Consider the following 13,390-nt stretch of genomic DNA (forward strand, 5'->3'; position numbering starts at 1 on the left):
AGATCGCGCCGAAACGCGCGCACATGCGGGACAGAGCGTGCTCTGAGGGGCATGAGTCCATAGACTGAAAAGACGACCACCGTTGTCCATCCCCAGGAAGTCATCCTTATGAACGAGCTCGGCGCCGGCATCTCCATCGGAGTCCTCGCGGCTCTCGTCGTCTTCGCCATCTACTTCATCGGAGCGAAGCTCGGACGATGGCAGCCCCGGAACCCGGCAGGCGGGTCGGGTGCTCAGGGCGGCTACCCGCAGGCTCCGGGCGGCTACGGCCACAACCCCTACGGCCAGTCGGGCTACACCCAGTCCGGCCGCCCGTGGAGCAGCGAGGATGAGACCCGTGTGCTCCCCGGCAACGCCCAGGGCTATGACGACGGGGACGGCGATCTGCCGCGGGCTACGAAGAACGACCTCGCCGCCAACATCCAGCATTCCGGCCAGATGATCGAAGCGAACCGGCGGGCCGCCACCGCGGCCAACGGCGACACCGTCGCAGTGTTCACCTACATCCTCGGTGCCGCGCTCATCGCCGTCGTCGCCTTCGTGTTCTTCAACAATCTGCTGCTGCCGGCCACCATCGGTGCGCTGACGGGCGCGATCATCTGCGTCGCTCTCTCGGCGACCTACACGCTCAAGCACCTGGACTTCTGGCCGGACAATGCGACGATCTCGATCATCAACCTCCTCGTCGCCCTGGCCGCCTCGATCTTCATGTACATCGGATCCGTGCAGACGGTTCGCGACAACATCAGCCTGTCCACGATCACCGACTCGTTCGATGCCCTGCCCTTCAGCGACGGCTTCTCCGCGTTCGCCGTGGCCATCGGCGACCGGGTTGTGACATTCTTCGAGGACTTCGGCTTCTTCGGCTTCGTGTTCCTGCTGTTCATGGGCATCGGCTGCATCATCGTATTCACCCTCGCCGCGAAGTCGCTCATCGACGTCATGGACTGGCGGATCTTCGCCCAGTTCGGCCACAACGTCACCGATCGCCCCATCTCGTATTCGCGTGCCGTGCGCTTCCAGACGTCGAAGGTCTCACACACCGTGACCTCGCTCGTTCTTGCGGTCATCGCCGTGCTCGCCGCCACAGGATTGCTCTACGACGGCTTCACCTGGTTCACGCGCTGATGAACATCTCAGAAACCGGGCGGTAAGATAGTTCCGGAATTCCCCCGTCGTGACGCGTCACGCGCGCGCCTCTGCGGCCGATATCGACACCGACGAACGACCCGAAAAGGGATGAGTACCTCAATTGGCGAATGGCAACGCAACATTTCGGCACTCGAACGTGGCCCTGCTCGGCCTGACCGAGACCCTGGCCCCGAACGAAGTGACCTCCCAGGAATTCGACGAGCGCCTCGCCGATACGCTGTCATCCCTCAACCTGCCGCAGGGTCTGCTCCAGCGCGTCGCCGGCGTGTACGCCCGCCGCAACTGGGATGAGCCCCACCAGTTCGCCGACGGTGCGATCGCAGCCGGGAAGAAGGCCCTCGCCGAGGCAGGGATCCCTCCCGACGCCATCGGACTGATGGTCAACACCTCCGTGACCCGTGAACACCTGGAACCGTCCGTGGCCGTCGGTGTCCACGCCGGCATCGGACTCGGCCCGCAGGCGATGAACTTCGACATCGCCAACGCCTGCCTCGGCTTCGTCAACGGCATGACCTTGGCCGCGAACATGATCGACGCCGGGCAGATCGAATACGCCCTCATCGTCGCCGGCGAAGACGCCTCCCGCGTTCAGGAGGCGACGCTGCGCCGCCTCAACCGTCCGGACATCACGCGCGAGGAATACCTCAACGAATTCGCGTCTCTGACCCTGGGCTCCGGCGCTGCCGCCGCCGTCCTCGGACCGGCCGACAGACATCCGGACGGCCACCGCATCCTCGGCGGCATCACCCGTGCGGCCACCCAGCATCACGAACTGTGCGTCGGCGACCACAACGGAATGTTCACCGACACGAAGGGACTGCTCTCCGGCGGCATGGAACTCGTCGTCGCCGCATGGGAGGAAGCCCACGAAACCGGCTGGGACTGGCGGGAGATGGACCGCTACGTCATGCATCAGGTCTCCGATGTGCACACGAATTCGATCACGAAGGCCGCGAACCTCGACCCCGACCGGATCCCCGTGAGCTACCCGGAACTGGGCAACGTCGGCCCCGCGTCCCTGCCCATCACCCTGTCCCGTGAGGCCGAGAACCTCAGGCCCGGCGACCGCATCCTGTGCATGGGCGTCGGCTCCGGCCTCAACACCGCCATGACCGAGATCGAGTGGTAGAGACCTTCATGAGATTTCCTGCACGGCCGGCCACGATTCCCCCGCAGCTGCCCGAGTGGGACCCCGCCTGGTCCCGAATCGTCGAGGCGAGCACCGCCGACGGGACGCATGCGTTCCACGTGCTCGACACCCTGCCCGCCCTGACCGCGGCCGGGGTGGAGCCGGCGGGCACGATCGTCGCCCTGCACGGCAACCCGACGTGGTCGTATCTGTGGCGTCGGCTGGCCCGCGCCACCGTCGAGGCCGCCCGGTCCGGCGGCCGCGCCTGGCGGCTCATCGCCCCCGACCAGCTCGAGATGGGCTTCTCCGAACGGCTGCCCCATTCGGCGATGCCGACCCCGAAGTCCGCCGAGGTGCGCCGGATCACCGATCGCATCAACGATTTCGACGCCGTCGTCACGACCCTGATCGCCGAGGTGGCCGACACCGGATCTGCCGCCCACCCGATCGTGACGATCGGCCACGACTGGGGCGGAGTCCTCTCGCTCGGCTGGGCCGCCCGCAACACGGACCTCGTCGCCGCGGCCATCAGCCTCAACACCGCCGTCCACCAGCCCGAGGACGCCCCGCTGCCCGCACCGCTGCGCGCCACTCTGGCCGGGCCCATGCTGCCGACGGCCACCGTGCTCACCGACTGGTTCCTGCGCGTGACCATGGGACTCGGCGACCTCGATGCCGAGACCAAGGACGCATTCCACGCCCCGTATCGTACGCCTGCGGACCGGTGGGCGATCGGCAACTTCGTCGCCGATATCCCCGTCGATGCCGATCATCCCTCGGACCCCGAGCTCCAGCGCATCGGCGATGACATCGCTGCCTTCGACAAGCCGGCCCTGCTCGTGTGGGGCCCGAAGGATCCGGTGTTCCTCGAACGCTATCTGCGGGACCTGCGTGGGCGTCTGCCACAGGCCGACGTGCACCGCTTCGAAACGGCCTCCCACCTCGTCAGCGAAGACCATGATGTTCCCGGTCTCGTCCTCGACTGGCTGAGCGCCCGGTTCGATGCCCCTGACACCGCGAGCTCCCCCACCGAGGCGGCCCTCGCGAAGGGATCGTCCGAGCGGTCGGGCACGGCCGCCTCGGCGAAGGGATCGACCTTCGGCGCCGACCCTGCCTCGGTGCGGGATTCCGACGCCGCGGACATCCGCGCGGTGACGGCGATCCTCGATGCCCGCCGTGACGACGAGACGATCGCGTCGGTCGACTTCGCGCAGAATCCGGCGCAGCAGATCACGTGGCGCCACCTGTGGCACGTCACCACGTCGATCGCGAACGGGCTGCTCGACCTCGGCGTGAAGCCCGGGGACCGGGTGTCGATGCTCGTCCCGCCGGGCAACAATCTCACCGCCGCACTCTACGCGTGCCTGAAGATCGGTGCGGTCGCCGTCGTCGCCGATGCCGGACTCGGCCCGAAGGGGATGACCCGGGCGATCACCTCGGCGGATCCGCAGTGGATCATCGGCGAACTGCCCGGACTCACCCTGGCACGTGCCTTCGGGTGGCCGGGGAGACGGATCTCCGTCAGCCCGCTCGGGCCCGTGCGCTCCCGCCTGTTCAAGGCCGAGACGAGCCTGACCGAACTCTCCCGCACACCGCACCGGCACGAGCTGCCGGCCCCGGCACCGGATGCCGATGCGGCGATCCTCTTCACCTCCGGTTCGACCGGACCGGCGAAGGGCGTGCGCTATACGCATGCGGACATCTCCGCACTGGCGGCCGTGCTCACCACGACCTTCGACGTCACGGAGGGCACGGGCCTGGTGGCCGGCTTCCCACCGTTCGCCCTGTTGGGGCCGGCCATCGGGGCCACCTCGGTGACACCGGACATGTCGGTGACGAAACCGAAGACGCTCACGGCGAGTGCGATCGCCGATGCGATCATCGCCGGGCGGGCGACCATGGTCTTCGCCTCACCGGCGGCGTACGCGAATGTCGCCGCGACCGCCTCGGAGCTCGATGGCCAGCAGCGGGCCGCGTGCGCCGGGGTCGAGCTCGTGCTCTCGGCGGGTGCGCCCGTGCCGCTGGAGCTCATGGACGCCATCGCCGAGGTCTTCCCGAACGCGTCCATCCACTCCCCCTACGGAATGACCGAAGGGCTGCTGCTCACCGACATCGACCGTGGCGGTGTGGCCGCCGCCGATGCCACCGGTGGTCTCGGGGTGTGCGTGGGGCAGCCGATCGACGGCGTCGAACTCGCTCTGGCCCCCATCGACGAGTCCGGCCGATCGGCCGATGAGCTGCTGCAGGGTGAGGCCGCGCAGGGCCGCCTCGGCGAATTCGTCGTCAGTGCCGCCCACATCAAGTCCGGCTATGACAACCTGTGGCGGACCACCGTGGAATCGGCCCGCGATGGCCTGCACGGTCTGCACTGGCACCGGACGAACGACATCGGCCATATCGACGAGGACGGTCGGGTGTGGCTCGAGGGACGACTGCAGCATGTCGTCACGACTGCGCGCGGACCGGTCGGGCCCGGCGGGCTCGAGGCGCTCATCGACGCCGACGCGCAAGTCAGCCGCAGCTCCGTGGTCGGAATCGGGCCCGCAGGCACCCAGGCTCTCGTCGCGGTGCTCGATGCCGAGGGCACTTCGCTCGCGCCCGGTCTGGCACCCTTGGGTCTGACGGCACGTCTGCGGGAGAAGGTCGCCGAGGTCGGCGGTCATGACCTGACAGCGGTGCTCGTGGCACCCGAGTTCCCCACCGACATCCGCCACAATTCGAAGATCGACCGTTCCCGACTCGCCGCCTGGGCCGACAGTGTCCTGGCTGGTGGGCCGGTGCGGGGAAGCGTCTGAGGAGCTTAAGTGAGAATCAGCGTCACCGGAGCCTCCGGGCTGCTCGGTTCGTCCGTCGCGCGCGCGCTCGTCACCGCCGGTCACGAGGTCACGACCCTGCAGCGTCGTCCCTCCGGGGTCGACGGGGCCACCGATGTGTTGGGTTCGGTGACCGATGCGGCTGCCGTCGAGCAGGCGGTCACCGACGCCGAGGCGGTCGTGCACTTGGCCGCGAAGGTCTCCATGATGGGGGATCCCAAGGATTTCGAGGCCGTGAACATCGGCGGCACTCGCACTCTCGTCGATGCGGCTCGTGCCGCCGGCGTGCAGCGTCTGGTCCATATCTCATCGCCGTCGGTGGCACATACCGGTGATTCGATCATCGGCGACGGTGCCGAACCGGCGTCTCCGGAGTTCGCGCGCGGTGAGTATGCGCGGACGAAGGGGGCCGGTGAGCGGATTGCCCTGGGTGCGGATTCGCCCGACTTCCGGGTGCTGGTCCTGCGCCCCCATCTCATGTGGGGTCCGGGCGACACTCAGCTCACGGAACGGGTCATCGACCGCGCCCGTGCGGGTCGGATGCCGGTGCTCGGATCGGGAGCCGCCCTCGTCGACACCCTGTTCGTCGACAATGCCGTTGAGGCGATCGCTGCGGCGGTGACCGCGGTCGATTCCACTCATGGTGAGGCGCTGGTGGTGACGAACGGTCAGCCGCGCCCCATCGGTGAGCTGATGTCACGCATCGCGATCGCCGGCGGCGCCGCGGAGCCGAAGCTGCGCATTCCGGTGGCTCCGGCGCTGGCCGCGGGAACCGTGGTCGAGAAAGTGTGGGAGCTCGGCGAGCATGATGACGAGCCCCCGCTGACCAGGTTCCTCGCCGAACAGCTGTCGACCGCGCATTGGTTCGATCAGCGGCGGACACAGGAAGTCCTCGACTGGACTCCCCGCGTCAGCATCGAAGAGGGCATGAAGATCCTCGCCGACCACTACGCCTGAGCCGGCTCGCAGACGCCGAATCGGCGCTGACTCAGAGCCGGTACTGGTTGTTCTCCTCCGCTGAGGGACCCTTGCGTTCAGGGGCCTGAGCGTCCTCGGCTTCGTCATCAACAGGCGCTTCTTCTGCCGAGTCTGCGGACTCGTCGCCCTCTTCCGGCAGCTTGCCGGCGAGCGCGTCTGCCGACATTCCGGGTTCCCCGGTCGGCGGCGCCTCGAGCGAGGAGCCGCTGGCGGATTCGTCGAATTCCTCCGGGTCGAGCGTCGCCGGATCGTCTGCCGCTTCTTCGAGTCCCTGGTCGGACGCCGAAGCGGACCCGGAGTCTCGGGCCTCGCCCTTGTTCGGCGACGGCACCGCTGTGACGTCGTCGGTCCTCGCCTCAGCGGCACCGGCCTGCGGGGCGGAGGTGGGCCGGGCAGGCAACGACGGCGGCATTGGCGGAGGCGGTGGCAGTTCGGACGATTCCGATGTCGGCGCGGCCGGCTTCTCATCGGTCGTGGAGGTTTCGCCTTCGACAGCTCCAGCACTTTCGGGCTCCGCCGACTGGGCGGACTTCGCCGGGTCGGGCTGCGCTGCGTTGGGCTGCACTGCCTCGGCGGTCTGCCCCGGGCCCTGCGATGTGTCGTCGCCTTCGGTTCCGTCCGCTTCCAGGGATGATTCCGTGTCCCCGTTCTGCTCGGCCGCATCCTCGGTCGCATCCTCGGCCGCATCCTCGGTCGCGTCTGTCTCAGGAGCTTTCCCCTGAGCGGATTCCGCATCCTCGGTCGCTTCCGACTCGGCAGATTCTTCCAGCCCCGAGGCTTGCCCAACGGCTTCAGAATCCGTCGTCGCCGCGGTCTCAGCCGAGTCCTTCCTGTCGGAAGACTGGCCCCCGGAAGGCTCGCCCTTGGCGGGTTCACCTTCGGAAAGCCCACCCTCAGAGGCAACCGCCTCAGCGGGCTCCCCCTCGGAGGAAGCCGCCTCAGGGGGCTCGGCCTCGGCGGTCGTCTCAGCGGAGGAGGGCTCGCCCTCAGCGGACTGAGCGGTCGATCCCGGCAGGGCGCCGTCGATGCCTTCGAGGCTCACTCCCGCCTCGGCGGCCAGTCGGGCACGCCGTTCGGCACGGGCACGGGCCCGCTCGTCTTCGCTCTTCTGCGCCTTCTGCTTGGCCTTCGCCGATTCGCCCTTCGGGTGGGTCGGGCGCACGACCTCCCAGATGAGCAGAACGATGAGCATGGTCAGTCCGACGATGACACCCATGAGGATCGAACCCCACGGTCGCGCCATCGCGAAGAAGTCGAAGACGGCGTTGAGGCCGAACATGACGGCCAGGCCGAGGATCAGTGCAACCAGGAATCTCATATCCCCATTGTGCCTTCTCCTGGTCCGAGTGCAGGGAAACGGGTCCACTTTCGTGCCGGCCCCACTCCACCGAGGATGTGCCCCCACCTCGGCACGAGACTGTGCCATGAGTCACAATGGGATCATGGACACCACCACCGAAAACCACGCAGCCGACTACGAAGACGTCGTGACCCGCATCGCCGAGGACCCCGAAGGGTTCTGGCTCGAGCAGGCCCGGAAACACATCGACTGGGTCACCGAACCGACGAAAGCAGTCGACGATTCGAATGCGCCGATCTACCGTTGGTTCCCCGACGGCGAGCTCAACGTCTGCTACAACGCGATCGACCGGCATGTTGCGAACGGCCGCGGCGATCAGGCCGCGCTCATCTACGATTCGCCGGTGACCGACACCGTCCGCTCGATCACGTACTCCGAACTGCTCGACGAGGTCTCCCGCTTCGCCCGCGCCCTGTCGGACAAGGGAGTGGCCAAGGGCGACCGCGTCGTCATCTACATGCCGATGATCCCCGAGGCGGCAGTGGCCATGCTCGCCTGCGCCCGCCTCGGCGCGATCCACTCCGTCGTCTTCGGCGGCTTCGCCCCGAACGAGCTGGCCGTGCGCATCGACGACACCGCCCCGAAGGCCGTCATCTCGACCTCCTGCGGGGTCGAGAAGAGCCGAGTCCTCGAATACAAGCCGATGCTCGATGAGGCCATCGACATCGCGGAGAACAGACCGGACTTCACCGTCATCGTCCAACGCGACGAACATCGCTGCGAACTCGGCGAGAACGACTTCGACTACGCCGAACTGCTCGGCCAGACCCCCGAAGGCATCGACCCGGTGACCGTGAAGGCCACCGACGAGCTCTACGTCCTCTACACCTCGGGCACCACCGGCAAGCCGAAGGGGATCGTCCGCGATTCCGGCGGATATGCGGTGGCCGGGGCCTTCTCGATGCCGACGGTCTTCGGCCTCAACCCGGGAGACACGATGTTCACCGCCTCCGACGTCGGGTGGGTCGTCGGGCACACGTACATCATCTACGCGCCGCTGCTGGCCGGCGTCACCTCGGTGCTCTATGAGGGCAAGCCCGTGGGCACCCCGGACGCGGGTGCGTTCTTCCGCGCCATCGAAGAGCACAAGGTCAACGTCCACTTCACCGCCCCGACGGCCATGCGCGTCGTGCGCAAGGAGGACCCGAACGGCGAGTTGATGAAGAAGTACGATCTCTCGAGCCTGCGTGCGGAATTCCTCGCCGGAGAACGGCTCGACCCCGACACCTACGACTGGACGACGAAGATCCTCGCCGAAGCGACCGGGCGCGACATCCCCGTCGTCGACAATTGGTGGCAGACGGAGACCGGCTGGCCGATCACTGCCAATCCCTTGGGTCTGACCCGGTTCCCCCTCAAGGCGGGATCCTCGACGAAACCGACTCCCGGCTTCCACGTCGAGGTCGTCGACCCCAGCGGTCGGCCCGTTCCTGCCGGAGAGGAAGGACTCATCGTCATCAGGCTGCCGCTGCCACCGGGCACGATGGCCACGGTGTGGGGCGATGACGAACGGTTCATCTCCTCCTACCTCGCCGCCTTCGACGGCTATTACCTCACCGGCGACTCCGGGTACCTCGATGAGGACGGCTACGTCTTCGTCATGGGTCGCACCGACGATGTCATCAACGTCGCCGGTCACCGCCTGTCCACCGGCATCATCGAGGCGGTCGTCGCCTCCCACCCGGCCGTGGCCGAGGCCGCCGTCATCGGCGTCCACGATGACATGAAAGGACAGATCCCGCGTGCCCTCGTCGTGCTCGGGGACTCCGCTGAGGGGACCGACCCGGACACCGTCATCGACGAACTCGTGGCGCTCGTGCGCAAGGAGATCGGGCCGGTCGCCGCGTTCAGACGCGTCGACATCGTCGCGGGTCTGCCGAAGACGCGGTCGGGCAAGATCCTGCGCAAGACGATGCGGCAGATAGCCGATGGCGTCGACGACCCGGCTGTGCCGTCGACGATCGAAGATCGCGCTGTGCTCGATGACCTCGGGGCGGTGCTCTCCCGCAGCTGAGCGCACCGAGGCTCCGGCACCCAGCCGTTGTCTCAGCAGCCGCGACAGCCGCGGAACCGCCACCCTGCGGGAGGTCTCCGCGCGCAGACGCGATCCGGTCGAAACTGGAGGTTCGGCCGGATCGCGTCGATGTTTCACGGTGCCGTTCTGTTGATGGACAGCGCGGATGTGCGGGTCGGCATCGCGTTCACCGATGGTCGGAGCCGCGCCCTGCGAGGACAGCAGTCGGCCCGGCCGATTCGGCTATGAGCTGCGTCCCTGGTCGAAGCCTGCGGCGAATCCGCGCTCGAAGGCCTCTTGGACCTCCTGTTCGCGGCTGCGGCGCTCATCGGCCCAGCCGAAGGGGTCGAATCCTCGTCGGCCAGGACCGAAGCCGGGACCGAAGTTCGGGCCGAAGCCGCGTCGTCCGCGGCCTCCCCCGCGGCGTCCGTCACGGTCGCCGCGCCCTCCGTGTGGCCCGTGAGCCTCGTGGCGGTCAGGGCCCGCATGGTCATGATCGTGAGAGTGCTCGTGCGGCCCGTCGTGCCGGTCCGAGTCGTCTCCGCAGCGTTCGGGGCCGAAGTTCTCGACGATCTTCGACAGCGAGGCCTTGAGGTTCTCGAACTCCTCGGAGGTGAGCACCTCTTCGATGCGGTCGCCGACTCCGTCGCGCATATCGCGGAAGCGCCGGCGCAGCTCCTCGGGGTCGATGTTCTTCGACGGCCCCCATCCGCCCCGGCCGCGCGGCGGGCCGTAGGTCACCGGTTCGTCCGGGTAGGCGGCGCCGTCGGCGACCACGTCATCGGCGTCCCAGCGGCGACGTCCTCGCCGCATGCGTCCGAAATCGCGAGGGTCGAAGCCGGAGTCGGCGGCGGCTGAGCGGAATTCGCGGCGCAGCACGTGGCTGAACTCGCGCAGCAGCTGCGGCAGATCGGCATCGGAGTCATCGTCCTTGCCGCCGCGGGCGTCGGCGTCGCTCGTGGGCTCTCCGCCTGCAGCTGTGTCGTTCTCCGTCGCATCGGCCTGATCCGCTCCCGCGCCGTGATCGCGATCGGCGTCGAGGCGCGAGGCATCGCCTGTGCCGGTGTTGTCGTCAGTGTTCAGTGAGTCCTCCTGGTTGTCCGCACCTGCCGCGCCGGCGGATGGGGCAGTGAAGTCGTCATGGTCATCGTTGAAGTCATTGTTGGCAGTCATGTCATCTCCTTAGTTGTCATCTGACATGTACATGCAGAATGACATGCAATTCGTTTGCATGTCAAGTAACATGTAAAATCGAATCATGAGCACGAACGATGACATTCAGGCGATCGCCGAGGCGCTCACCCGCCTGCAGTGGCGGCGCGGGCCCGGCGGCCCCCGGAGTTTCGGACCTTTCGGGGGTTTCGGTGAGCACGGCGGCCCCGGTGAGCGCGGGGGCTTCGGCGAACGCGGAGGCTTCGGAGGCGGTCGGCACCCGGAGGGCTTCCCCTTCGGCGGCAAGCGTCATCCCGGCGGACCGTTCGCCGCTCACGGTCGCGGGCGTGCTCTCATCCGCCTGCTCATCTCCCTCGTCCAGGCAGGCACGGCGCTGGGGGTCAGCGCGCTCGGCGATGCCATCGGCGTCGACCAGCCGCGCGCGTCCCGACTTGTGTCCCAAGGCGTCGAGCTCGGTTTTCTGCGTCGCGAGGCCGACCCGGATGATGCCCGGCGGACCCTCATCGCCTTGACGGACAAGGGGCGTGCGATCACCAACAGGTTCCGCGGCGCTCAGCGTGAGAACGTCGATGAGGCGCTGAGCACATTCACAGAGGACGAGCGGGCGCAGCTGGCCTCACTGCTCACGCGCCTGGCCGACGCCTGGCCGAAGTGACCCGGCCGATCGGCTCTTCGACGGTGGGGCCCCGGCTGCGGCTCAGCTCTCGGCGAGCTGTTTGAGCCTTTTGAGTGAGGCGAGCAGATTCGCCGCCGTCGTCGACTGCGCCCGAGACAGGCGCTGCGGGTCGCGCAGCTCGGTCCAGTCATAGATATGACGAACCAGGACCGAATCGTCCCCGACCGGTTCGATCTCCCACACCCACTTCTGCCCGAACGGCTCTCCTCCGACCTCGGAGGGCTTCCACGCGATGCGCCGCCCCTCTTCGAAGTCGACGATGTGGTTCTCCCGGTCGACGCCCTTGGTCAGGGTCGTGATGAACGACCCGCCGGTCCCATGCATTCGCTGTCCCTCGACGGCCGAGCCGAGGTTGTCATTGCCGTCCCACTCCGGTTGCCGCTGCGGATCGGCGATGAGTTCGAACACCGCCTCGGCGGGAGCTGAGATTTCGATCTCGGCGGTGACGACTTTGAGAACCGGGTCGATCGCATCGAAAGCGGAAGCATCGGGGGTCTGGTCGGTCATGGAGTCCTGCCTTCGTGAGTGTTCCAGCCTCGGCGCCGAGCTGGAGTGCGGAGTGGATCGGACACGGTCAGAATACACGGGTCCGCCGCATCAGTCCTCGAGCGCTCGGTCCTGCCGTTCTGCGCGGAGTGCGGCGGTACTGAAGCGGGTGAACATCCGAGATGAGTCGCTCGACAGCGCCAGCAGCACCGCCACCTGCATGGCGATCGTCATCAGCGCATACATGTTCGTCGCCAGGCCGCGGTCCCCCGTGAAGTAGTTCGTCATCGACACGATCACGGAGATCGTCGAGAGAGTGAGGATCCACAGCCTGGCCCGGTTGCTGCCGCGGAACACCGACGCCGAGGCGATGACCTGCAGACACCCGATGATGAGGCTGACCCCGATGAGCACACCCGCGACGATGCGCGTGGCCGTGTCGTCGCTGAGGGAGGCGATATCCGAGCTGTAACCGACGACTTCGGTCCGCAGTCCGTTCCAGTCGAGGAGCATACTGATCACATCCCATGCCTGGAAGATCAGGAGGACGAGCACGAGCGCCGCCCCGACGACGGTCTGCAGCGGACGCCGCCGCCACAGTGTCTTCGTCACCTCGGACACGGTTCGCGATTCGGAGTAGATGCGAGTGGCGTCGAGGGCCAGCTCCAGGCGTTCGGGGCGGTCGGCGTCGTCCGCGACCACCTCGGCGACGTCGACGATCGGCAGGTGCCCATCGGTGATGATCGAATCGCCGCCGCCGTTGCGGGAGTGGTATCCGGTGGAGAAGTCCGTGATCCGATCGACCGAGATCGCTTCGTCGACGCCGGTGACGGTGGCGACGATGTGGTCGCGTTCGACGTCGGTGTTCTCTTCGATCTTGTGGGTGAACTGGAGAGTGAACAGGGAGATGCCGACGGCTTTGTCGTAGGTTCCCGCGGCCAGCCAATCGGCTTGGTGTCCGCCGGGCAGCAGCCATCCGTGCGGGCATTTCCAGAACCGCACGTGGTGACGCTGCCCCGGATCGCCGTCGATCTCCTGCTGGTAGGCGAAGTCCTGGCGTCTGCCGAACAGCAGCAGCGGGGACACCGGAGCCTGCGGGTAGCTGCGCTTCGTCACCGTCGACCGGATGATCTCCCACGTCGATGCGGGTGTGATGCTGTCGGCGAGGATCCACCCGGCCTCCCGCATCGCGTGGTGGATCTGCGCTTCCTCGCCGCGCCAGGCGAGGTTGACCGGATCACCGAGCAGACCGTCGGAGGTGCGGGTGCGACCGATGAAGTAGTTCGGCACATAGATCTGGGTCAGGATGCGATGCAGTCTGGGCAGGGCGAGATAGGACACGACTCCCCAGAAGACGAGCAGCGTCAGCACCTGCCACCAGCCGAGGCTGAACCCTTTGAGCAGAATCAGCAGCGCCAGCCAGGTCGAGGCCGCACCGGCGAAGAGGAAGAACAGGTAGTCGAGCACCCCGGTGGGTGTGAAGTGGTGTCGCCGATAGACGAACGGCTGCCTCAGCCGCCGTTTCTGCCCACCGCTCACAGTCATGGGCGCCAGTTTAGCCAAACGCATCCAGCGCTTGGAATGAGGATTCCCTGCCTCCCCTCACCGA

At 67.3% G+C, this 13,390-nt stretch carries 10 protein-coding genes; 6 read left to right on the plus strand and 4 right to left on the minus strand.

The genetic code is table 11. The features are described from left to right. The first annotated feature begins 108 nt into the window (after positions 1-108). From FHG09_RS08045 to FHG09_RS08060, 4 genes are all read left to right on the plus strand, one after another. Entirely contained in the window at positions 109-1,128 is a 1,020-nt protein-coding gene (locus FHG09_RS08045) for a hypothetical protein (protein WP_152347119.1), read from the plus strand. A gap of 124 nt (positions 1,129-1,252) precedes the next feature. Further along, positions 1,253-2,281 (plus strand): 3-oxoacyl-ACP synthase III, encoded by a 1,029-nt coding sequence (locus tag FHG09_RS08050; RefSeq protein ID WP_152347120.1) that lies wholly within the window; start codon positions 1,253-1,255, stop codon positions 2,279-2,281. Between the two features lie 8 nt (positions 2,282-2,289). After that, on the plus strand, positions 2,290-5,076 hold the full coding sequence (locus FHG09_RS08055; protein WP_152347121.1) for an alpha/beta fold hydrolase: 2,787 nt from the start codon (positions 2,290-2,292) through the stop codon (positions 5,074-5,076). A gap of 9 nt (positions 5,077-5,085) precedes the next feature. Further along, complete coding sequence (locus FHG09_RS08060; RefSeq protein ID WP_152347122.1) at positions 5,086-6,051, plus strand: NAD-dependent epimerase/dehydratase family protein; 966 nt, start codon at positions 5,086-5,088, stop codon at positions 6,049-6,051. Positions 6,052-6,082: 31 nt separating this feature from the next. Here the strand turns inward: FHG09_RS08060 and FHG09_RS08065 are convergent, their stop codons facing one another. Continuing rightward, on the minus strand, positions 6,083-7,390 hold the full coding sequence (locus tag FHG09_RS08065; RefSeq protein WP_152347123.1) for a hypothetical protein: 1,308 nt from the start codon (positions 7,388-7,390) through the stop codon (positions 6,083-6,085). Between the two features lie 124 nt (positions 7,391-7,514). Between FHG09_RS08065 and FHG09_RS08070 the strand changes: the two genes are divergently transcribed. Beyond that, a complete protein-coding gene (locus FHG09_RS08070; RefSeq protein WP_152347124.1) occupies positions 7,515-9,446 on the plus strand; it encodes an acetate--CoA ligase in 1,932 nt (643 codons plus the stop codon). Between the two features lie 243 nt (positions 9,447-9,689). Here FHG09_RS08070 and FHG09_RS08075 read toward each other — a convergent pair whose 3' ends face one another. After that, a complete protein-coding gene (locus FHG09_RS08075; RefSeq protein ID WP_152347125.1) occupies positions 9,690-10,619 on the minus strand; it encodes a hypothetical protein in 930 nt (309 codons plus the stop codon). Between the two features lie 85 nt (positions 10,620-10,704). Between FHG09_RS08075 and FHG09_RS19800 the strand changes: the two genes are divergently transcribed. Further along, positions 10,705-11,274, plus strand: a complete 570-nt coding sequence (locus tag FHG09_RS19800; protein ID WP_193627318.1) for a MarR family winged helix-turn-helix transcriptional regulator — start codon at positions 10,705-10,707, stop codon at positions 11,272-11,274. Positions 11,275-11,316: 42 nt separating this feature from the next. Here FHG09_RS19800 and FHG09_RS08085 read toward each other — a convergent pair whose 3' ends face one another. Both FHG09_RS08085 and FHG09_RS08090 read right to left on the minus strand, forming a co-directional pair. Further along, positions 11,317-11,802: an SRPBCC family protein gene (locus FHG09_RS08085; RefSeq protein ID WP_152347126.1), complete on the minus strand. Its 486-nt coding sequence runs from the start codon at positions 11,800-11,802 to the stop codon at positions 11,317-11,319. A gap of 90 nt (positions 11,803-11,892) precedes the next feature. Next, positions 11,893-13,326 carry an LssY C-terminal domain-containing protein gene (locus FHG09_RS08090; RefSeq protein ID WP_227492629.1) on the minus strand — a complete coding sequence of 478 codons (1,434 nt, stop codon included), beginning with the start codon at positions 13,324-13,326 and terminating at the stop codon, positions 11,893-11,895. Between the last annotated feature and the right edge of the window lie 64 nt (positions 13,327-13,390).

The sequence above is a fragment of the Brevibacterium sp. CFH 10365 genome (assembly GCF_009299785.1).
GTDB classification, from domain to species: domain Bacteria; phylum Actinomycetota; class Actinomycetes; order Actinomycetales; family Brevibacteriaceae; genus Brevibacterium; species Brevibacterium limosum.

Excerpts from the sequence above, each read along its gene's own strand:
- FHG09_RS08075 (WP_152347125.1), bottom strand. The coding sequence starts at position 10,619 with ATGACTGCCAACAATGACTTCAACGATGACCATGACGACTTCACTGCC.
- FHG09_RS08090 (WP_227492629.1), bottom strand. The coding sequence starts at position 13,326 with ATGACTGTGAGCGGTGGGCAGAAACGGCGGCTGAGGCAGCCGTTCGTC.
- FHG09_RS19800 (WP_193627318.1), top strand. The coding sequence starts at position 10,705 with ATGAGCACGAACGATGACATTCAGGCGATCGCCGAGGCGCTCACCCGC.
- FHG09_RS08065 (WP_152347123.1), bottom strand. The coding sequence starts at position 7,390 with ATGAGATTCCTGGTTGCACTGATCCTCGGCCTGGCCGTCATGTTCGGC.
- FHG09_RS08085 (WP_152347126.1), bottom strand. The coding sequence starts at position 11,802 with ATGACCGACCAGACCCCCGATGCTTCCGCTTTCGATGCGATCGACCCG.
- FHG09_RS08070 (WP_152347124.1), top strand. The coding sequence starts at position 7,515 with ATGGACACCACCACCGAAAACCACGCAGCCGACTACGAAGACGTCGTG.
- FHG09_RS08045 (WP_152347119.1), top strand. The coding sequence starts at position 109 with ATGAACGAGCTCGGCGCCGGCATCTCCATCGGAGTCCTCGCGGCTCTC.
- FHG09_RS08055 (WP_152347121.1), top strand. The coding sequence starts at position 2,290 with ATGAGATTTCCTGCACGGCCGGCCACGATTCCCCCGCAGCTGCCCGAG.